This window comes from Saccharopolyspora sp. NPDC000359 (assembly GCF_040300525.1).
Classification (GTDB): Bacteria; Actinomycetota; Actinomycetes; order Mycobacteriales; family Pseudonocardiaceae; genus Saccharopolyspora.
The window spans coordinates 45,689-64,395 of sequence record NZ_JBEPDU010000013.1 but is presented as its reverse complement, the minus strand read 5'-3'; the positions used below and the strand labels follow the sequence as shown (position 1 = coordinate 64,395).

The following is an 18,707-nucleotide window of genomic DNA, read 5'->3' as shown; positions in this document are numbered from 1 at the left end:
GAGGAAGCGACGCGCCGATCCGGTCAGGGGGTCCGGGGTGGCTCCTCCAGCGGCGGTGGGGGTTCCGCGGTTGCGGGCGGAACCGCCTCCCCGCCGGGCCATTCGAGCAGCCGGTGCCGCCCGGTGGGCTCGGCGGCCCGCTCGGCTTCGACCTCACCGATGAGCCGCCACACGTCGTAGGAGCCTTCGCCCGCGTGGCCGTGCTGCCGGTGCGAGGACGGTAAGAGCAGCATCCCGAGTCAAGCAATAGGATGTGGTGCATGCCCGCAACCGCAGGTACGCCGCGTGCCAGAGCGTTGTCGGCGGCTCTTCGCGACGCCCGACTGACGAACGGCATGGGCTCACGTGAACTGGCGAGACACCTGGAGCTGTCGCACACCCAGATCTCGCACTGGGAGAACGGCCACCGAGTACCCAACGTCGAAACTGTCGCGATGATCCTCACCGCGCTGCGGGTCTCGCCGCGCGAGCGCGAGAGGATCCTGGACCTGGCGCGGAACGTGGCCGAGCCGAACTGGCTCACGGTCGGGATGAACGGCATCCCGCAGCAGCTGGCTGGAGTGGTCGAGTGCGAGCGATCGGCGTCCGCCATCGTCGAGTGGTCGCCGATGGTGATCCCCGGCCTGCTCCAAACCTCGGACTACACCAGGGCGATCAAAGTCGCCGCACAGTTGTCGCACACCGATGTTGAGCTGCGAGTCATGCTCAACGTGAGCCGCCGTGAAGTTATTACTCAACGCGACCCCGTGAGCTTCCACGCGGTGATCGGTGAAGGCGGTCTCTACGAGCCGATCGGTCCGGAGGGGGTAATGCTCGACCAGCTCCGGCACCTGGCTGAAATGACAGTGCGCCCGAACGTGGTAGTGCAGCTGATGCCTCAGCGGATCGGCTGGCATCCCGGGTGGGCCGGTCCGTTCGTCTTCTACGAGTTTCCCGATACGTCTCCGGTGGTGCACTTCGAACACCACAGTTCTGGAGCGTTCATCCCAACCGAGCATGATGTCACCGAGTACAAGAAGGCTGTCTCCTGGCTCCGGGACATCGCGATGGACGAAGCTGACTCGTTGGCCCACATCGAAAAAGCCATCTCACATTGGGAGGAAAAGTGAGCGCACACACATGGCGAAAGTCCAGTTACTCCAACGCCAACGGCAACTGCGTGGAATTATCCAGCCCCCGTGGACTGATCCGCGACTCGAAGGACCCGGAAGGGCCGGTCCTGCGTGCGAATGTCGCGGCCTTCCTGCGCGCCATCAAGGATGGTCGTTTCGAACGTTAGGCCTCGGGCTCGGCGTTGGGAGTGCGATGACTGATCAACGTTGGCAGAAGAGCAGCTACAGCGGTCAGGAGACCCACTGCGTGGAATTATCCAACCCTCGCGGTCTGATCCGGGACTCGAAGGACCCCGACGGGCCGCGGCTTGCCGTCGATGTGGGCGCGTTCCTGCGGGCTGTGCAGGACGGGCGGTTCGAGCGGTGAGGTGAAGGACTCGTGCGCGGCGATGGTCGTGAGGACGACCATCGCCACGCACGAGGTGGTCAGCCCTGCTTGGGGGCGTTCAGGAAGGTCTCCAGGGAGTCGTCCACCGCTTCCCACCACGGCGTGTGGTGCACCGGTGCCTCGGTGCCCGTGCAGGGCGAGCGGAAACCCCGGTCGCGGTAGCCGGTGATGCTCTCCTGCTTGTCGTGCTCCCAGTCGCGGAACAGCTTGCGGGTCAGGTCGAGGTCGAACCGCGGGTAGTCGACTTCAGCCAGCAGCTCCGCGACGTGGTCGGCCTGGAAGTCGATCATCTCGGCGTCGTCGCTCAGCGTCGACTCGCGCTGGACCCACTTGTCGATGTCGGCGGCCATCTCCTCGCGGGAGGGCAGCTCGATCCGGCCGAGCACGTGGTCGCGGGCGTACCAGGCCTCGGCGTCGAACAGGGTCATCGTGTAGAACTGGTCCTGCATGCCGAGGTACATCAACTTCGGGTTGTCCAGCCAGAACACGCCCTTGTACAGGTTCGCCGGGTAGAGCACGTTCGCGGTGCGCAGGCGGAGTTCGTCGGCCAGGAACGGGAAGTGGTGCTTGTACCCGGTGCACAGCACGATCGCGTCCACCCGGCGGCTGGTGCCGTCCTTGAAGTGGGCGACGTCGCCGTCCAGCTTCACCAGCTGGGGGACCTCCTCGATGCCCTCGGGCCACTTGAAGTCCATCGGGGCCGTGCGGTAGGTGATCGTCACCGACTTGGCGCCGTACTTCCTGCTCTGCAGCGCCAGGTCCTCGGCCGAGTAGCTGCTGCCCATCACCAGCACGTCCTGCCCGGCGAACTCGCGGGCGTCGCGGAAGTCGTGCGAGTGCAGGATCCGGCCCGGGAAGGACTCGAAGCCCTCGTAGTGCGGCACGTTCGGCACCGAGAAGTGCCCGGTCGCCACGATGACGTGGTCGAACACCTCGCGCCGGGTCTCGTTGGCGGTCAGGTCCTCGACGGTCACCGTGAACTGCTCGGTGGCCTGGTCGTAGCTCACCCAGCGCACCGCGGTGGCGAACTGGACGAACCGGCGCAGGTCGTTCTTCGCCGCCCGGCCGAGGATGTAGTCGGCGAGGACCGCGCGGGGCGGGAACGACGGGATGGGCCCGCCGAAGTGTTCCTCGAAGGTGTAGTCGGCGAACTCCAGGCACTCCTTCGGCCCGTTGGACCACAGGAAGCGGTACATGCTGCCGTGCGCGGGCTCGCCGAACTCGTCGAGCCCGGTGCGCCAGGAGTAGTTCCACAGGCCGCCCCAGTCGCGCTGCTTCTCGAAGCACACGACCTCGGGCACCTCAGCGCCCTTCTTGCGCGCCTCCTCGAAGGCGTGGAGCTGGGACAGGCCACTGGGGCCAGCGCCGATCACGGCTACGCGGGAAGTCATCGCTGCCTCTCAACTCGTGGGATCTGGTCGGAGCGGGGGCGCTCAGACGACCGACCGGTTGTTCTTCTTGGCGTTGCGGTGGTCCTTGGCCACGGCCACGCACAGCACGATCAGCACGATCGCGGTCAGCGCTGGCCAGGCCAGGATGTAGGCGGTCAGGAGCAGATCGTTCACGGCTCGTCCTCCGTCCTGGATCGGGAATCGCTGGTCAGCGGGCGGTTTCGGCGGGTTCGCGCTGGTCCTGCAGCTGGAACTCGGTGACCCGCTCGTTGATGACCGAGAAGTCGAAGCGCTCCTTGTTGGTCATGCTGATCGCCACGCACACGACGGTGCTGACGCCGTAGGAGACCAGCGAGCCGAGCAGCGTCGGGTAGTCCCGCAGGAAGCCCAGGATCAGCGGGAACAGCACCACGCCCGCGATCGTGCCGACCGTGAACCCGACCTTCTTGCCGAACAGGCCGAAGGCCATGAAGCCGAACACCACGGCCGCACCGATCACTGCGGCGACCTCCATCACGACCGCGACGACGCCGGTGAGCGGGAGCAGCTCGAAGCGGGCCACCAGGAAGAACACCAGCGCCACGACCACGGAGGCGGTGAACGCCCGGTTGGTGATCCGGTCCCAGTAGAAGCTGGCGATCACCGGGAACACCAGCGCGCCCCACAGCGCCCCGACGAACACGAGCAGGTCGAGGATGTTGAAGTTCGACACCGCGAACATCACCCCGAGCGCCGTGGCCGCGATCATGGTGATCCGTCCGATGTAGAGCATCGTCTGCGGGTTCACCTTGCCGCGCGCCAGGTTCTTGCCGTAGATGTCGGTCATCACCAGCGAGGACAGCGCCGCGAGGTCAGAGTCCGCGGTGGAGGACAGCGAACCGATCACCATGATGAACAGCAGGCCGATCATCACCGGCGACAGGTACTCGGACGCCATCTGCGGGATGATGTTGTTCATGTCGCCGTTCAGCGGCTGCAGGCCGACCATCACCGCGAGCAGGCCGAGCATGCCCAGGCCGATCACCGTTCCGGCGTAGCCGAGCGTCGCGGTGATGAAGGTGCTCTTGATCCGGTCCTGGCGCACCGCGAACAGCCGCTGCGCGATGGTCTGGTTGCCGATCGCGTAGGCCAGCACCGCGGCCAGGTACGGGCCGCCCTGCTCCAGGAAGGCCTCCCCGGAGAAGAAGTTCGCCTGCTCGTCGGTCAGCTGGGCCATGCCCGCACCGAGCGCGTCGGTGCCGCCGGTCGCGATGAACACCATCGGCACGATCAGCGCGGCGGCCAGCATCATGGCGACGAGCTGCGCGAAGTCGGTCATCACCGAGGCCCGGAACCCGGACCACAGCGTGTAGCACAGCACACCGACCGCGGCGATCAGCACGCCGTGCAGGAAGCTGAACGGCGTCAGGATCTCCATCAGCGCACCGGCGGCGGTGAAGTTCGCCGTCAAGCTGATGACGCTGCCGACGATGTTGGACACCGCCAGGATCAGCTGGCTCGACCGGCCGTGGCGCGCGTGCATCACCTCGGCCAGGGTGTGGGCCTTCGGGGCCACCCGGCGGAAGTGCCGACCGAACGGGTAGATGCACAGGATCATCAGTGCACCCCAGAGCCCGTAGTGGATCGGCCCGGAAACGCCGTAGGTGTAGCCCGAGCTGGCCGACGCGTAGAGCGAGGCGGCCCACACCCAGGTCGCGGTCATGCTCGCGGCGGAGATGCCGAAGCCCACCGCGCCGTTCGAGACCATGAACCCGTCCACGTTCTCCTTCTTCTCCCGGATCGAGAGGGTCATGAGGAACGTGAGACCGTAGAATGCGATCAAAAGCAGAGCGGTTGTCACCGCACTGAGCTGGAACACTACTCCTCCGAACTCGTCCTGCACTCGCGCGCGAAATCCCGCACCCGAAGAATTGTCGACCGCACGTGAAAACGGCATTCGGGTGCCCGAGAATTGCGCGACTCGCCAATAGTGCCTATCTGAGTTCTCGGCGAGATTGAACCCCAAAGTAATTCTTGCCACACCTGTGCGCTGGATATTTCCGCATCGCGGAAGAAGCGGTAACGGTTGAATTGCGAAGCGGCCACTTGACCAGGCATTGCTGTGACCGTCTGGAGCAGAATTGGTCACCCTGGGTGACGGGGCATTCGGCAGCCCTCGCCCCGCAATTCCGCGTGAATTCCGCCGCGCTGTTCCGCGCGGCGGCTCCGAATTCATGCGGCCCGGTCCGCGCCGCCGCGCGGCGCGGGCCGGACCGCTTGGCCGCAGCGGGGGTGGCTGACCGGCCAGGCTCGTCGCACTGGCCAGCCGCCGCAGGCCCTGCTGCGGGGCCAGCCCGGCTCGCGCAACCGGGTTCAGGTGAACAGCGGGGCAGTTCTCGGTGCGCCGGGCCCGTTGGATCTGGGAACGAGTGCACCCGATCGGCGGCTGGAGTTCCGCCGCGCTCCGTGCGTTCGACGCCGTTACTGGCGGGTATTCGCCAATTCTGCCGGATTGGCCCCGGGTTCTCCTTGAATGGTGACGATTTTTCGATCTCCGATCGGAGGAAGAATGCGTCACTTACGGCACGTCGTCGGTGCCGCGGCGGTGGTGGCGACGGCGAGCACCATGCTCGCCGCACCGGCGTTCGCGACATCCGCCGCCGAGAACTACGCAGCACTGGGCGACTCCTACGCCTCCGGAGTCGGATCCCGGGAATACTTCGATGACAGCGGGGACTGCCTGCGCAGCCCCAAGGCCTACGCGCAGCTGTGGGCCGATTCGCACGGCGTGACCGACTTCAACTTCGCCGCCTGTTCCGGCGCGGTGACCGACGACGTCAACGCCAACCAGCTCGACGGACTCAGCGCCGACACCACGCTGGTCACGATCTCCATCGGTGGCAACGACGTCGGGTTCGCCAGCGTCATCCAGGACTGCCTGCTCGGCACGGACGACGGGTGCGACTCCGCGGTCAGCGCCGGTGAGGACAAGGCCCGCAACGAGCTGCCCGCCAAGCTCGACACCACCTACGCCAACATCCGCGAGGCCGCGCCCAACGCCGAGGTCGTGGTGCTCGGCTACCCGCGGCTGACCGAGCTCGGCGACTGCGGCATCCCGTTCTTCTCCGACGCCAAGCGGCAGCGGATCAACGACGGGTCCGACGTGCTGGCCGGGGTGATCTCCGAGCGCGCCGAGGCCGCCGGGTTCACCTACGCCGACACCCGCGACGCCTTCGACGGCCACGGCGTCTGCTCCGGCGAGGAGTGGATCAACGGCCCGAGCAACCCGCTGGTGGAGTCCTTCCACCCGAACGTCGACGGCTACGCCAAGGGCTACCTCCCGGTGCTGGAGTCCATCACCGGCTGACCGTCCCCTGGAACGAGGGGTGGCGATTCCATGCGAATTCGCCACCCCTTCCGCGTGCGCGGGGGAATGGCGGCAGGTCGGCCGGGCCGGTCAGCTGCCGGGGTGTGCCTCCTGGGCCGAGCGGATGATCGCGCAGATCCTCCTGGAATGCGCCCCGCGCCAGTACACCCGCTGGCAGTCCCGGCACCGGGCGTACTCGTCGTAGTTCCGCCGGGTGCCCGGTGGGACCTCCGCCTGGACGTCCTCTTTGGACACAGCGACCAGCGGGCCGTTGCACGCGGTGCAGCGCGTCCACGGGGCCAGTGGTGGCGCGAACCGCTCGACGACGTCCACCAGCTGCCGAGCCGGGTCGGATCCGCGCACGTAGGCGCCCGCCCACAGCGCTCGCCGTCGCAGCAGGCCCCGGTCCTGGGTGAGCAGGACCCGGTGCTCGCGTGCGGCCGCCACGACCAGCTCGTCGTCGTCCGCGTCGTTGCGGTAGGCGGCGTCCACGCCGACCAGCCGCAGGCGCCGGGCGAGCTTGCCCAGGTGCACGTCGAGCAGGAACCGCGAGGGCAGGTCCTGCGGCCGCTCGACCGGCCGGATCTCCAGCACCGCCCCGGCGTGCGGCTGGTGGGTGGGGGAGCGCGGCACGCCGTCGGCCAGCAGGGCGCCGACCTCGGTCAACGGCACGCCCAGCGACTCGGCGATGTGGCCGAGCGTCGCTGTGCCGTCGAAGGGCACCTCAGCAGTGCCGCCCCGGTTGCGCGGGGCGGCGAAGAACCGCAGCTCCGGGGCGATGCGCACCTGCAGTGCCGGCGCCATGCGCACATGGTCGCCCGGCGCTGCGGGTCGTGCGAGTCCGGCCGGGGAGCGGTCGGCCCCGAGGCGGGTCCGACCGCGACCGGTCACACCCGCTCGACCTCGGCGAGCCCGCTCAGCGCCGCCGGTAGCGGCTGCCGGTGCAGGACGCCCAAGCGCTGCGTGGCGCGGGTCAGCGCGACGTAGAGCTCCGCCGCGCCGCGCAGGCCGTCGGCGAGGATGCGCTCCGGCTCCACGACCAGGACGGCGTCGTACTCCAGACCCTTGGTCTCCGACGCGGGGACGGTGCCCGGCACGTCCGGCGGACCGATCACCACGCAGGTGCCCTCGCGGTCGGCTTCGTCCCGCTCGAACTCCTCGATCGCGGCGCTCAGCTCGTCCTCGGTGATCCGCCGGGACCACGGCCGGACCCCGCAGGAGCGGACCGACTCCGGCGGCTCGACCTCGGGCGCGAACTCGGCGAGCACCGCCCCGGCCACGGCCATGATCTCGGCCGGGGTCCGGTAGTTCACCGTCAGCGACCGGTATGCCCAGCGGCCCGGCACGTACCGCTCCAGCACCGCGCCCCACCCCCTGGCCCCGGCCGGTGAGCGGCGCTGGGCGAGGTCGCCGACCACCGTGAACGACCGGCTCGGGCAGCGCCGCATCAGCACCCGCCAGTCCATCTCGGACAGTTCCTGGGCCTCGTCCACCACCACGTGCCGGTAGGTCCAGTCCCGGTCCGCGGCGGCGCGCTCGGCGAGGTCCCGGGTGTCGCGCTCGACGAAGCGCTCCGCCAGCTCGGTGGCGTCCACCAGGTCCTGGGCGAGCAGGTGGTCCTCGTCGTCCATCAGGTCGTGCCGCTCGACCTGCAGGATCTCCATGACGCCCGCGGCGTACTCGGCCTCCCGCCGCCGCTCGCGCTCGGCCTCCCGGTCGGTTTCCCCGACCTGGCCCAGCACGTCGACGAGCTCGTCGAGCAGCGGCACGTCCGAGACCGTCCAGGCATCGCCCACGGCGCGGAACAGCGCATGGTCGGCGCCTGCAGCCCGCAGCCGCTCGGGGGAGCTGTACAGCGCAGCCAGCAGCGATTCGGGCGTCAGCACCGGCCAGAGCTCGTCGAGCGCGGCGGTGAACGCCTCGTCCTCCGCCAGCTCCCGGATCAGGTCCTGCCGCAGCTCCTCCCAGGCCTGCTTGTCCTCCCGGGTCAGCCAACCCCGGCCGATCCGCGCGATCGCCCGCTCGGTGAGCACGTAGGTCACGATCTCGGTGAAAACCGCGCGGGCCTCGTTGTGCGGCAGGCCGCTGTCCCGCGCCTCCTGCCGCGCCCACTCCGCGGTCTCGGCGTCGATGCGCACCGCGACGTCCCGCAGCTCGATCGGCACCGGCTGCTCCGGCAGCCGCTGGCGGTCGGCGACCGCGGCCGCCAGCACGTCCAGGACCTCCAGCGACCCCTTGATCCGGGCGGCCTCCGGCGGGTCCTCCGCCGTGACGTGCAGCCCGGGCACCAGGTCGCCGGTGGTCATGAACACCACGTCGGACTCGCCCAGCGACGGCAGGACGCGGCCGATGTGGTTGAGGAACGCCGGGTTCGGGCCGACCACCAGCACCCCGTGGCGCTCCACCCGCTCCCGCTGGGTGTAGAGCAGGTAGGCCACCCGGTGCAGCGCCACCACCGTCTTGCCGGTGCCCGGGCCGCCCTCGATGACCAGTACGCCGGGGTGGTCGAGCCGGATGATCTCGTCCTGCTCGGCCTGGATGGTGGCCACGATGTCGCGCATCCCCTCGCCGCGCGGCGCGTTGACCGCAGCGAGCAGCGCCGCGTCGCCCTGCGCGTCGCCGCCGGGGCGACCGAGCACCTCGTCGGTGAAGTGGGTGATCTCGCGGCCGCGGGTGTGGAACTGCCTGCGGCGGCGCATGTTCTCCGGGTTCGCCCCGGTGGCGGTGTAGAACGGGCGGGCAGCCGGGGCCCGCCAGTCGAGCAGCAGCGGCTCGTAGTCGTCGTCCTCGTCGAAGATGCCGATCCGGCCGATGTAGGACCGCTCGCCCGAGTCGCTGTCCAACCGGCCGAAGCACAGCCCGTTGTCCGCCACGTCCAGCCGCTTCGCCTCGCGCGCCAGCGCGCGCACCTCGACATCCCGCTCCACGGCGGTTCCGCCGTGGTCCCGCAACGCCGCCCGGTACCCGCCACGCACGCGCGCGCGTTCGGCGTCGAGCCGCGCGTAGAGGTCGGCGACGTGCTCCCGCTCGGCCCTCAGTTCGCCTTCGTACCCCTGATTTGACACTTGCCCCTCACAGCCGCTATCCTGGTACCAGGTTCGGCGGAGTCCCCATTAGATGGTGTGGACACGCCGACTTTTCATTTTCCCCCTCGTGTCAAGTCCGTTCGCCGCGCGCTGCGGTCGGACGGGGCCGGGGGCTGCGCGGGATGTGCCGCGCACCAGGGGTTCTCGCGACGGGCCGGACGGCACCAGGTGCCGCCCGGCCCGTGGCTGCTACGCGTCGAGGTCGACCGTGGCCAAGCGGCTGTGCTTGACGCTGTAGGTGAAGTACAGGGTGAGGGCCAGGCCCAGCCAGACCGCGAACATCAGGTACGTGGTCCAGGGCAGCTGGGAGATCAGGTAGACGCACGCGGCGATACTCAGCGCGGGCACCACCGGGTAGCCCGGGACGCGGAAGCCGCGCTCCAGGTCCGGGCGGGTGCGGCGCAGGACCACCACCCCGGCGGAGACGACGGTGAAGGCCACCAGGGTGCCCATGCTGGTCAGGTTCGCCAGCGTGTTCAGCGGCACCACCGCCGCCAGCAGCCCGACGAACAGCGAGACGATCAGGGTGTTGCGCACCGGGGTGCGGCGGCGCGGGTGGACGGTGTGGAAGACCTTCGGAATCATCCCGTCGCGGCCCATCGAGAACAGGATCCGGGTCTGGCCGTAGATCGTGGTCAGCGTGACGCCGAAGATCGACACCACCCCACCGGCGGCGAGCAGGACCGCGGGCCAGCCGGAGCCGGTGAGATTGCCCAGGATCGCCGCCAGGCCCGCGTCCTGGCCCTCGAAGTCCTGCCACGGCTGGGCGCCGATCCCGGCGATCGCCACCAGCAGGTAGATGCTGGTGACGATCACGACGCACCAGAACAGCGCGAGCGGCATCGTCCGGCGCGGGTTGCGCACCTCCTCACCCGCGGTGGAGACGGTGTCCATGCCGATGTAGGAGAAGAACACCATGGAGGCGGCGGCACCGACGCCCGCCGCGCCGAACGGGGCGAACGGCTGGGCGTTCTCGGCCCTGAACGCGGTGAACGCGACCGCGACGAACAGCAGCAGCACCGCGATCTTGATGCACACCGTGATCGCGTTGATCGTCGCCGACTCCTTGGCGCCGCGCACCAGCAGCAGGCAGCAGGCGCTGACCAGCACAGCGGCGGGCAGGTTCAGGATCCCGCCCTCGCCGGGCGGGGCGCTGAGCGCGACGGGGATCTGCCAGCCGACCACGTCGCCGAGCAGGGCGTTGAGGTACTCACCCCACCCCACGGCCACCGCCGATGCGGCCACGCCGTACTCCAGCAGCAGGCACGCGCCGACGACGAAGGCGATCAGCTCGCCCATCGTGGCGTAGGCGTAGGTGTAGGACGCGCCGGCGACCGGGATGGTGGAGGCGAGCTCGGCGTAGCAGAGCGCGGTGAGCGCCGCGGTGATCGCGGCCAGCACGAACGAGATGACCACCGCGGGACCGGCCTTGGGCACCGCCTCGTTGAGCACGATGAAGATCCCGGTGCCGACCGTGGAACCCACGCCGATCATGGTCAGCCGGAACACGCCCAGCGACCGCCGCAGCTCGCTGCCACCGCTGTCGGTGCCGCTCTCGGCGTTGAGCATGCTCACCGGTTTGCGCCGCATCACCCGGCCCCAGCCGGTGGTGGGCGTGGTGGTGGGCGCGGAACCGGTCATGCGTGCTCCCCCTGAGGACTTCCGGTAGTTGTGCTTCGCAGCGGAGAAGATGGTGAAGCACCGGATTCCGCGCCGCAGAACCGGGGCCGTCGAATTGTTGCTCGCGTCGCGACCGCACTCTATGGGCGGCAAAAATCGTCGTCAACGAGGTCGAGCGCGGAAAATTCTTCGCCTGTCGTAAAGTGCCGACCCCTCATTTCCGGTTCGCCCGAATGTGTGCCAGAGCACGGACCGGGTGATCCGTTCCGGACGCTCCGGCACGTCGAGTGCGAGCACCCCGCCGCGGGCGCGCGTGGTGGAATGGGGGAGTTCCGGCCCGGCGGGCACTGGCCCCCGACGCGAGGAGGTGCGATCACGGACGCCGGTGTTGTCGACCTGCTGCGGCGCTCGGCGCCGAAGGTGCTCGTCGCGCTCGTGCGGCACCACGGCCACGTCGACGTCGCCGAGGACGCGGTGCAGGAAGCGCTGCTCGCCGCCGCCACGCAGTGGCCGGAGCACGGCGTTCCGTCGAACCCGCTCAACTGGTTGATCACCGTCGCCTCCCGGCGGATGGTCGACCAGCTCCGCAGCGAGCAGGCCCGCAAGCGGCGCGAGACCAACGTCGCGTCGATGGCGCTGCCCGACGAGCACGTCGCCCCGCCCGCCGACGTGGTCCACGCGCACCCTGACGACGACACGCTCACCCTGCTCTTCCTGTGCTGCCACCCCGAGCTGTCCCCGGCCTCGCAGGTGGCGTTGACGCTGCGCGCGGTCGGCGGGCTGACCACCGCGCAGATCGCGCGGGCGTTCCTGGTGCCGGAACCGACGATGGCCCAGCGCATCAGCCGGGCCAAGCAGCGCATCAAGGCCACCGGCGCCCAGTTCAGCCTGCCTCCCGAGCAGGAGCGGCAGGAGCGCCTGCGCGCCGTCCTGCACGTGCTGTACCTGATCTTCAACGAGGGCTACACCACGACCTCCGGGCCCGACCTGCAGCGCGCCGAGCTGACCGGGGAGGCCATCCGGCTCACCCGCCTCGTGCACGGCCTGCTGTCCGACGACGGCGAGGTCTGCGGCCTGCTCGCGCTGATGCTGCTGTGCGAGTCGCGCCGCCTGGCCCGCACCGGCGGCGACGGCGAGCTCATCCCGCTGGCCGAGCAGGACCGCAGCCGGTGGGACCAGGCGCTCATCGCCGAGGGCGTCGAGCTGATCACCGACACCTTGACCCGCGCGCCGCTGGGCCCGTACCAGGTCCAGGCGGCGATCGCCGCCGTGCACGCCGAAGCGGCACGCGCCGAGGACACCGACTGGCCGCAGGTGCTGGCGCTCTACGAGCTGTTGGAGAAGCTGGCCCCGAACCCGGTGGCCACCCTCAGCCGCGCGGTCGCCGCCGCGATGGTGCACGGCCCGGACGCCGGACTGGCACTGCTGGAACCGCTGAGCGCCGACGGGCGGCTCGCCAAGCACCATCGGTGGCACGCGGTGCGCGCCCACCTGCTGGAGATGGCCGGTGACCTCGCAGCTGCCCGCGCCTCGTACCTGATGGCCGCCCGCCTGACCACGAGCCTGCCCGAGCAGCACTACCTCCGAAAGCGGGCCACCCGCCTCCCCGCCGAGCAGCCCTAGCGCAACCGCGCCAGACGCGCACCGTCGCATGCTCGGCGTGCCAGCAGCGCCTCCCCGGATGCGGCTTCGGTGGAGGTGGACCGGTTCCACCAGGGCTTATTCCACAGTGGACACTTGCCGATCGGCGCGGGACGCTGTGCCGGATGTCCCGCCCCGGCGTTCCCGGCCAGCCGGGTGCACCCCGACTCCGCGGGAGCACCGCCTCGGCATCGCTGGCCGCGGGCATGCCGTGCAGCGCCGCGACGCAGTACACCGCCAGGCAGGCGAAGAGGGCACCGGAATTCGGCAGCGCGGGATGTCGAAGCCCGTCCGGCGGCTCCGACCTATGGGGGTGGAGAGGCGCCGAAGGGGCGCCCGGTCAGCACCGCCCTGCGGTGCGGGAGGGAGCGGTCATGGGGAACCCCGTGGTGCACTTCGAGATCATCGGGAAGGATCCGAAGAAGCTGCACGACTACTACGGTGAGCTGTTCGGATGGCAGTTCCACGTGGGCGACGCGCTCAGCGAGGAGGTGTCCGAGCCAGGCCAGTACGGGTTCGTCGACGGCGGCACCGACGACGGCATCAACGGTGGTGTCGGCGGCGGCGTGAACCACGAGAACAAGGTGCTCGTCTACATCGGCGTGCCGAAGGTCGAGGAGGCGCTGGCGAAGGCCGAGGGCCTGGGCGGCAAGCGCGTGCTCGGGCCGGTGGCGGCGCCCGACGGGGACTTCGTGGTCGCGCACTTCACCGACCCGGAGGGCAACCTGATCGGCCTCGCGGGCAGTGAGTGACGGTGCTCGCCTGGCATCGAAGATCGAGGGCGGGAGGAGCAGAACGTGAAGTACCTGCTGCTGATCTACAGCAACCCGGAGAGCTGGGAGCACCCGATGTTCCCGCGCACCCCGGACTTCCTCGCGCTTCCGGAGGAGGAGCGCGCCGAGCTGACCCGGCAGGCCGAGGCGATGCACCAGGAGATCATCGAATCCGGCGAGTTCGTCGGGGGCGAGGCGCTGGCCGACCCGCTCACCGCCAGGACGGTCCGGGTGCGCGACGGTGCGCTCGCGGCCACCGACGGCCCGTTCATCGAGACCAAGGAGCAGCTGGCGGGCTACCTCGTGGTCGACTGCGACAGCCTGGAGCGGGCGAGCGAGATCGCCGCGCAGATCCCTGATGCGCGGTTCGGCGCAGTGGAAGTGCGCCCGATGATGGGCGCCTCCGGTCCGGACCTCTGAACGCGGGGCGGGTGCCGCGCGGAGCGGGGTGGGAAGAGCTGTTCATCACGTCCCGCCCCACGCGCCCCAGCTCATCGGATAGGGTGGTGCAGCCGGTGGGCTCGCGCCCGCCGACGACGCACTTGGCAGTGCCGGGTATCCCGGCCGGAGCCCCTCCCGCTCCGGTTCGCGGGCCCGGCGGTGCGCTGCTCAGCTAGCCGAGCCGGTTCGAGGCGCCACCGAGGACCGGGCCCGGCTGTTCCGGGTGGTCAAAAGGGAGGGACGGCGCTGCCGTCTCGGCCGCCCGCGTGGAAGAGCCCGCTGACCTGGAGGTCAGCGGGTTTTTTCGCATTCGGGGTGCGGTCGGCGCCCGGTTCGGGCACCGTGAGCAGCATGACTGCGGTCAAGGCGCGGCAGCCGGGCGTCCTCCACCGGCGACCGGCTCCCGAATCCGATCCGTACGTGCGCGAGGGCGGGCACGTCGACGCGGGCCAGACCATCGCCGTGATCGAGGCGGTGAAGACCACGAGCCCGGTCACGGTCGACAAGCCGGGCACGGTGACCCGGTTCCTGCTCGAGGACGGCACCGAGGTCACCCCGGGGCAGGAGATCGCCGAGCTCGCCGACGATCCAGCCGACCGCGGTTGATCTTGCCTCCGGCGCAAGCCCTATCATGACCGCGCAGTCGTGGGAGGCAGGAGGGCCGTGCGCGGGGTCGACTATTACGAGCTGCTCGGCGTGAAGCGTGATGCGACCGCCTCGGAGATCAAATCCGCGTACCGGACGTTGGCCCGCAGCATGCACCCCGACGTCGGTGGCACCGCGGGCACCTTCCGCCTGCTGCAGGAGGCCTACGAGACCCTCAACGACCCGGTGCGCCGCGCCAGCTACGACGGTGGCGTGGCCCAGGCGGACAAGCCCCGGACGCAGCGGGCCGCCCGCCGCCCCCGCCGGACCTTCGGTGACGACCCGGACTACGTGCCGCGGTTGCCCCGGCTGCGCCTGGACGACATCGCCTGGTGGGACGGCGTCGACCCGGACGCCCGCGTCCGCTACCTGCCGGTGATCGGACCGGAGCGCGCCCCCACCCTCGCGCTGGTGGGTGGCTGGTCGCTGCTGCTGCTCGCCGGGCTGGCCGTGGAGCTGTCCGCGGCGCTGCTGGCCGGGTGGCTCGCGCTGCTGGTGGCATCCGGCGCGGTGATCGTGGCGCTGCTGCGCAAGCACATCCGGGCGCACCGCGCCGACCGGGTCTTCGCCGCGGAGTTCGACAGCAGCCGCATCTTCGGGCTGCGCGGCACCGCCGAGCCGGAGAACCGGGCGCAGCAGCTGACCGCCGAGCTGTGCGCCAAGTACCTGACCCGGCTGCCCGGGGTGCGGGTGTTCCACGGCCTGGCCTGGCCGGGCTCGGTGTTCGAGGACGTCGACCACGCGGTGCTGTGCGGGCGGCGGCTGGTGCTGGTGGAGTCCAAGACCTGGCTGCCCGGCCACTACACGACCGACGAGGAGGGCACGCTGTGGCGCAACGGCCACCCCTTCCGCGGCGGTGCGACCCGGTTGCCCGAGGGCGTCGAGGCCTTCGAGGAGCTGCTGCCGGAGGTCGAGGTGCGCGGTGCGGTGCTGATCTACCCGAGCCGCTCCGGTGAGGTGACCACCGTCGAGCAGGACGGGCAGGTCGCGCCGATGACCCCGGCGCAGTTCGTCCGCGAGATCGGCAGCTGGCTGGCCCAGGACCCGGCGACGGTGGACCGCGAGGTGCTCACCGCGGTCCTCGACCAGGTCATCGCGGACTGACCCACCACGGGGGGAGCAGCCCCCGGGCGTAGGCGGCGGCCACCGCGGCGGCGCGGTCCGGCACGCCGAGCTTGGCGTAGACGTGCAGCAGGTGCGTCTTCACCGTCGCCACGCTGATGTGCAGCTCGGCCGCCACCTCCCGGTTGGTCCGGCCGCGCGCGACGAGCCCGATGATCTCGCGCTCGCGGGCGCTGAGCTCGGTGTTCGCCGGTGCTGCCGGGCGGACCCTGGTGAGCAGCTTGGCAGCGACCGGCGGCGAGAGGACGGACTCGTCGCGCACCGCGGCGCGCACCGCCCGGAACAGCTCCTCGCGCGGGGTGTCCTTGAGCAGGTACCCGATGGCGCCCGCCTCGATCGCGGGCAGCACGTCGGAGTCGGTGTCGTGCGTGGTCAGCACCAGGACCCGGGCTCCGGCGAACCGCTCCCGCAGCAGCCGGATCAGCTCGGCGCCGCTGGGGTCTGGCATCCGCAGGTCGGTCAGCACCACGTGGGGTTCCGCCGCGGCGACCACGGCCAGCGCTTCGGCGCCGCTGGCCGCCTCACCGACGACCTCGAAGTCGGGTTGGGTGCCGAGCATCGCGCGCAACCCGTCGCGCACCACGGGGTGGTCGTCGACGACGACGAGCTTCCACCTGTTCACCGGGCCCCTCCCAGCGGGATGGCGACGCTGAGCGCGGTTCCGGCGCCCGGCGCGGACTCGACCTCCACGGAACCGGCCAGCTGGCCCACCCGTTCGCGCAACGCCAGCAAGCCGAACCCGGACGCGGCCTCGACGTCGAAACCCGTGCCGTCGTCGCGCACGTCCAGCACCACCAGGTCGTCCATGTAGGACAGCGTGAGGTCCACCCGCTCGGCGTGGGCGTGCCGGGCGATGTTGGACAGCGCTTCCTGCGCGGCGCGCAGCACGGCCACCTCGGCCTCCGCTGGTGCGGGGCGCGGCGTCCCGGTCAGGGTGAACTCGGTGGCAACGCCGTGCTGCTCCTGCCACGTCGCCGCGGTGCCGGAGATCGCTTCGGCGAGCCGGGTGTTCTCCAGCGGGCCGGGGCGCAGCGCTTCGATCGAGCGGCGGACCTCGGTCAGGCTGGTGCGCGCGAGGTACCGGGCCTTGCCCAGCCGGTCGCGCACCGGTTCGGACGGGGACAGCTCCTCGGCAGCTTCCAGCTGGGTGACGATCCCGGCCAGCCCCTGGGCCGCGGTGTCGTGGATCTCGCGGGCCAGCCGGGCGCGCTCCTCGGCCGTGGCCGCGGCCTTCGCCCGCTCGACCAGCACCTCATGCAGCCGCGCGTTCTCGGCCAGCGCCGCGACCAGCTGGGTGTTGACCTCGTGCCGCCGAGCCGCCTCGCCCTCCATGGCCCGGATCGCCCAGCCGATCAGGGCCGCCAGCGGGGTGACGGTCGCGAGGTTGAGCAGGGTCAGCGGTACGTCCGTCTCCGGGATCACCAGCCACGGCGCTCCGGCGAGCACCGCACCGGCGTAGGCGAACCAACCGGGCAGCGTGACGAACGCGAGCACGTAGCAGGCCGGGACGAAGATCTGGAAGCCGGTGCTCCGCGACACCAGCAGCGCGGTCAACGCCAACAGGCCGGCGAAGTACAGAACCATGAGCCCGGTCCGGCGCTCGCACCAGTCCGGGTGCGCCACCGCGAACCACCAGTGCCACACCCCCAGCCCGGCCGCGATGGCGAGCGTGACCAGCTGGTGCTCCCACCCGGTCGCGTTGAGCAGCGACGCCCCGCACCCCAACCCGAGCAACCCGTACGGCGCCAGCACCCACACCCGGTCCCAAGTCCGCTGGTGCTGCCTGACGCGCTGTTCCTCGCCCAAGGTCACCTCGCCGAGTTTGGCAGACCACGGCGGGAGAGGTGGCGCAACAGCTGGTCCGCCGGACCAGGTTCGCCCGCACGCCGCAGGACTTCGGCGAGCAGCACCGAGACGACCCAGGTGCCCAGCGACAGCAGCGCGACCTCGGCGGACCCCAGCGTCGCGCCCAGGCCCAGCGTGAACGGCATCAGCAGCGCCACGAACACGACGGACTGGAACAGGTAGCAGGTCAGCGAGCGCTGCCCGCAGGCGCTGATCGCGCGCACCACCGGTCCGCGCCGGTCGCCCAGCCGGATCGCCACTAGGCCGATCAGCGCCGCGTAGCCGAGACCACCGGCGACACCGGTCACCGCGTGCGCCGCGGCGGCCAACCACGCGACACCAAGGTGCGGCGGTTCCCAGAACCCGCCCACGGCGAGTGCCATCGGAAACCCGCCGACCACCGCGGTGGACAGCCCACCGACTGCGGTGCGGACCAGCGCGGTGCGGTACCGCGCCGGATCGGTCAGCAGGCCGCGCCGCCCGATGCAGATCCCGACCAGCGCCGCACTGAGCACACCGAGGATCCCGAACGGCGACATCAACCACTCCACCGGCCGGAGGGCGACCGCCTCCAGTGGCGACTCGACGGCGAAGGACCAGAAGAAGGACCGCTGATCACCGGGCGGTGCCAGCGAGTTGACGGCCCCCTGGACCACGCCGACGACGACCAGCCAGCACCCGGCGATGATCAGCAGCGTGCGCTCCCGCAGGCGCACCACGGCGGCGACCGCGAAGCCGACCACGCCGTAGAGGCCCAGCACGTCACCGGGGAACAGCAGCACCGCGTGGACGAACCCGAACGCCAGCAGCCACCAGCACCGGCGGCGCAGGACCTGGGGACCGGAACGCTGCAACACCTGCACCGCCCCGGCGGCGAAGAGGGCGGCGAACATCGGGTAGGCGCGCCCGTCGGCGAGCAGCGTGACCAACGCGCTGGTGATGCGGTCCAGCAGCCCGTCCTCGACGATGTGCTGCTTCAGGCCGTACGGGCGGGCGTGGAGGTAGATCGCCGAGTTGACCAGGGCGATCAGCGCGAGCATCGCGCCGCGGGCCAGGTCAGGGGCGAGGGCGCGTTGCTGGAGGTGGACCGGGCCGGTGCCGGTCGGGGTGGTCGACATGGGTACGACGATGCTGGGTCGCGGGCTGGCCCGGCATCGGCGTGCCGGTCGGTTCCCCGCGTCCACCCCGGCATCCGCCGCATCCACCACCTGGTCGATGCGGCGGGCGGCGGGGCTTGGCAGGCGGCCCGGCGGTCGATACGGTGTTGATCTTGGCCGGGGCGGCGGCGCCCCGCGCC

The 18,707-nt window shown here is 70.7% G+C and carries 19 protein-coding genes; 9 read left to right on the top strand and 10 right to left on the bottom strand.

The features are described from left to right. Window positions 1-23: 23 nt before the first annotated feature. Window positions 24-233 (bottom strand): hypothetical protein, encoded by a 210-nt coding sequence (locus tag ABT324_RS11185; RefSeq protein WP_351175017.1) that lies wholly within the window; start codon window positions 231-233, stop codon window positions 24-26. A 27-nt stretch (window positions 234-260) separates the two neighbouring features. On the opposite strand from ABT324_RS11185, the gene ABT324_RS11180 reads away from it, so the two are divergent. Genes ABT324_RS11180 through ABT324_RS11170 form a run of 3 tightly spaced genes read left to right on the top strand, consistent with a single transcriptional unit; the run spans window position 261 to window position 1,479 of the window. After that, window positions 261-1,109 carry a helix-turn-helix domain-containing protein gene (locus ABT324_RS11180; protein WP_351175015.1) on the top strand — a complete coding sequence of 283 codons (849 nt, stop codon included), beginning with the start codon at window positions 261-263 and terminating at the stop codon, window positions 1,107-1,109. Further along, a complete protein-coding gene (locus ABT324_RS11175) occupies window positions 1,106-1,279 on the top strand; it encodes a DUF397 domain-containing protein (RefSeq protein WP_351175013.1) in 174 nt (57 codons plus the stop codon). The genes ABT324_RS11180 and ABT324_RS11175 overlap by 4 nt, the downstream gene beginning before the upstream one ends. Before the next feature lie 26 nt (window positions 1,280-1,305). After that, a complete protein-coding gene (locus ABT324_RS11170; RefSeq protein ID WP_351175011.1) occupies window positions 1,306-1,479 on the top strand; it encodes a DUF397 domain-containing protein in 174 nt (57 codons plus the stop codon). A 59-nt stretch (window positions 1,480-1,538) separates the two neighbouring features. On the opposite strand, the gene ABT324_RS11165 is transcribed toward ABT324_RS11170, so the two are convergent. The 3 genes from ABT324_RS11165 to ABT324_RS11155 are packed head-to-tail and all read right to left on the bottom strand — an operon-like array spanning window position 1,539 to window position 4,683. Continuing rightward, window positions 1,539-2,891: a trimethylamine monooxygenase gene (locus ABT324_RS11165; protein ID WP_351175009.1), complete on the bottom strand. Its 1,353-nt coding sequence runs from the start codon at window positions 2,889-2,891 to the stop codon at window positions 1,539-1,541. 42 nt (window positions 2,892-2,933) lie between these two features. After that, window positions 2,934-3,065, bottom strand: coding sequence for a putative transporter small subunit (locus ABT324_RS11160; RefSeq protein WP_351175007.1), 132 nt, complete (start codon window positions 3,063-3,065; stop codon window positions 2,934-2,936). 34 nt (window positions 3,066-3,099) lie between these two features. Further along, entirely contained in the window at window positions 3,100-4,683 is a 1,584-nt protein-coding gene (locus tag ABT324_RS11155) for a sodium:solute symporter family transporter (RefSeq protein WP_351175005.1), read from the bottom strand. Between the two features lie 756 nt (window positions 4,684-5,439). On the opposite strand from ABT324_RS11155, the gene ABT324_RS11150 reads away from it, so the two are divergent. Continuing rightward, window positions 5,440-6,237, top strand: a complete 798-nt coding sequence (locus tag ABT324_RS11150) for an SGNH/GDSL hydrolase family protein (RefSeq protein WP_351175003.1) — start codon at window positions 5,440-5,442, stop codon at window positions 6,235-6,237. 90 nt (window positions 6,238-6,327) lie between these two features. Here ABT324_RS11150 and ABT324_RS11145 read toward each other — a convergent pair whose 3' ends face one another. From ABT324_RS11145 to ABT324_RS11135, 3 genes are all read right to left on the bottom strand, one after another. Then, window positions 6,328-7,041, bottom strand: coding sequence for a Mut7-C RNAse domain-containing protein (locus ABT324_RS11145; RefSeq protein WP_351175001.1), 714 nt, complete (start codon window positions 7,039-7,041; stop codon window positions 6,328-6,330). A gap of 83 nt (window positions 7,042-7,124) precedes the next feature. After that, the gene (helR, locus tag ABT324_RS11140) at window positions 7,125-9,302 is read right to left on the bottom strand and encodes an RNA polymerase recycling motor ATPase HelR (protein WP_351174999.1); all 2,178 of its coding nucleotides are present in this window, start codon (window positions 9,300-9,302) and stop codon (window positions 7,125-7,127) included. A gap of 210 nt (window positions 9,303-9,512) precedes the next feature. Continuing rightward, complete coding sequence (locus ABT324_RS11135; RefSeq protein WP_351174997.1) at window positions 9,513-10,964, bottom strand: amino acid permease; 1,452 nt, start codon at window positions 10,962-10,964, stop codon at window positions 9,513-9,515. A gap of 300 nt (window positions 10,965-11,264) precedes the next feature. Here ABT324_RS11135 and ABT324_RS11130 point away from each other — a divergent pair, with 300 nt between their 5' ends. From ABT324_RS11130 to ABT324_RS11110, 5 genes are all read left to right on the top strand, one after another. Beyond that, the gene (locus ABT324_RS11130; RefSeq protein ID WP_351174995.1) at window positions 11,265-12,566 is read left to right on the top strand and encodes an RNA polymerase sigma factor; all 1,302 of its coding nucleotides are present in this window, start codon (window positions 11,265-11,267) and stop codon (window positions 12,564-12,566) included. A 392-nt stretch (window positions 12,567-12,958) separates the two neighbouring features. Beyond that, window positions 12,959-13,336 (top strand): VOC family protein, encoded by a 378-nt coding sequence (locus tag ABT324_RS11125; RefSeq protein WP_351174993.1) that lies wholly within the window; start codon window positions 12,959-12,961, stop codon window positions 13,334-13,336. Window positions 13,337-13,381: 45 nt separating this feature from the next. Continuing rightward, window positions 13,382-13,777, top strand: coding sequence for a YciI family protein (locus ABT324_RS11120; RefSeq protein ID WP_351174991.1), 396 nt, complete (start codon window positions 13,382-13,384; stop codon window positions 13,775-13,777). A 372-nt stretch (window positions 13,778-14,149) separates the two neighbouring features. Continuing rightward, complete coding sequence (locus tag ABT324_RS11115; RefSeq protein WP_351174989.1) at window positions 14,150-14,404, top strand: biotin/lipoyl-containing protein; 255 nt, start codon at window positions 14,150-14,152, stop codon at window positions 14,402-14,404. Between the two features lie 57 nt (window positions 14,405-14,461). Next, a complete protein-coding gene (locus ABT324_RS11110; protein ID WP_351174985.1) occupies window positions 14,462-15,547 on the top strand; it encodes a J domain-containing protein in 1,086 nt (361 codons plus the stop codon). On the opposite strand, the gene ABT324_RS11105 is transcribed toward ABT324_RS11110, so the two are convergent. From ABT324_RS11105 to ABT324_RS11095, 3 genes are read right to left on the bottom strand one after another with little or no spacing between them, the layout of a single operon-like run. Beyond that, window positions 15,534-16,187 (bottom strand): response regulator, encoded by a 654-nt coding sequence (locus ABT324_RS11105; protein ID WP_351174983.1) that lies wholly within the window; start codon window positions 16,185-16,187, stop codon window positions 15,534-15,536. The two genes, ABT324_RS11110 and ABT324_RS11105, sit on opposite strands and share 14 nt — an antisense overlap. Next, on the bottom strand, window positions 16,184-17,377 hold the full coding sequence (locus ABT324_RS11100) for a sensor histidine kinase (RefSeq protein WP_351174981.1): 1,194 nt from the start codon (window positions 17,375-17,377) through the stop codon (window positions 16,184-16,186). The genes ABT324_RS11105 and ABT324_RS11100 overlap by 4 nt, the downstream gene beginning before the upstream one ends. After that, window positions 17,374-18,528 (bottom strand): DUF418 domain-containing protein, encoded by a 1,155-nt coding sequence (locus ABT324_RS11095; RefSeq protein ID WP_351174979.1) that lies wholly within the window; start codon window positions 18,526-18,528, stop codon window positions 17,374-17,376. The genes ABT324_RS11100 and ABT324_RS11095 overlap by 4 nt, the downstream gene beginning before the upstream one ends. Between the last annotated feature and the right edge of the window lie 179 nt (window positions 18,529-18,707).

What these genes read in the sequence shown, in the direction of transcription:
- ABT324_RS11185 (WP_351175017.1), bottom strand. Translation starts at nt 233, where the DNA reads ATGCTGCTCTTACCGTCCTCGCACCGGCAGCACGGCCACGCGGGCGAA.
- ABT324_RS11180 (WP_351175015.1), top strand. Translation starts at nt 261, where the DNA reads ATGCCCGCAACCGCAGGTACGCCGCGTGCCAGAGCGTTGTCGGCGGCT.
- ABT324_RS11170 (WP_351175011.1), top strand. Translation starts at nt 1,306, where the DNA reads ATGACTGATCAACGTTGGCAGAAGAGCAGCTACAGCGGTCAGGAGACC.
- ABT324_RS11165 (WP_351175009.1), bottom strand. Translation starts at nt 2,891, where the DNA reads ATGACTTCCCGCGTAGCCGTGATCGGCGCTGGCCCCAGTGGCCTGTCC.
- ABT324_RS11155 (WP_351175005.1), bottom strand. Translation starts at nt 4,683, where the DNA reads ATGACCCTCTCGATCCGGGAGAAGAAGGAGAACGTGGACGGGTTCATG.
- ABT324_RS11150 (WP_351175003.1), top strand. Translation starts at nt 5,440, where the DNA reads ATGCGTCACTTACGGCACGTCGTCGGTGCCGCGGCGGTGGTGGCGACG.
- ABT324_RS11145 (WP_351175001.1), bottom strand. Translation starts at nt 7,041, where the DNA reads ATGGCGCCGGCACTGCAGGTGCGCATCGCCCCGGAGCTGCGGTTCTTC.
- ABT324_RS11135 (WP_351174997.1), bottom strand. Translation starts at nt 10,964, where the DNA reads ATGACCGGTTCCGCGCCCACCACCACGCCCACCACCGGCTGGGGCCGG.
- ABT324_RS11130 (WP_351174995.1), top strand. Translation starts at nt 11,265, where the DNA reads ATGGGGGAGTTCCGGCCCGGCGGGCACTGGCCCCCGACGCGAGGAGGT.
- ABT324_RS11125 (WP_351174993.1), top strand. Translation starts at nt 12,959, where the DNA reads ATGGGGAACCCCGTGGTGCACTTCGAGATCATCGGGAAGGATCCGAAG.
- ABT324_RS11115 (WP_351174989.1), top strand. Translation starts at nt 14,150, where the DNA reads ATGACTGCGGTCAAGGCGCGGCAGCCGGGCGTCCTCCACCGGCGACCG.
- ABT324_RS11095 (WP_351174979.1), bottom strand. Translation starts at nt 18,528, where the DNA reads ATGTCGACCACCCCGACCGGCACCGGCCCGGTCCACCTCCAGCAACGC.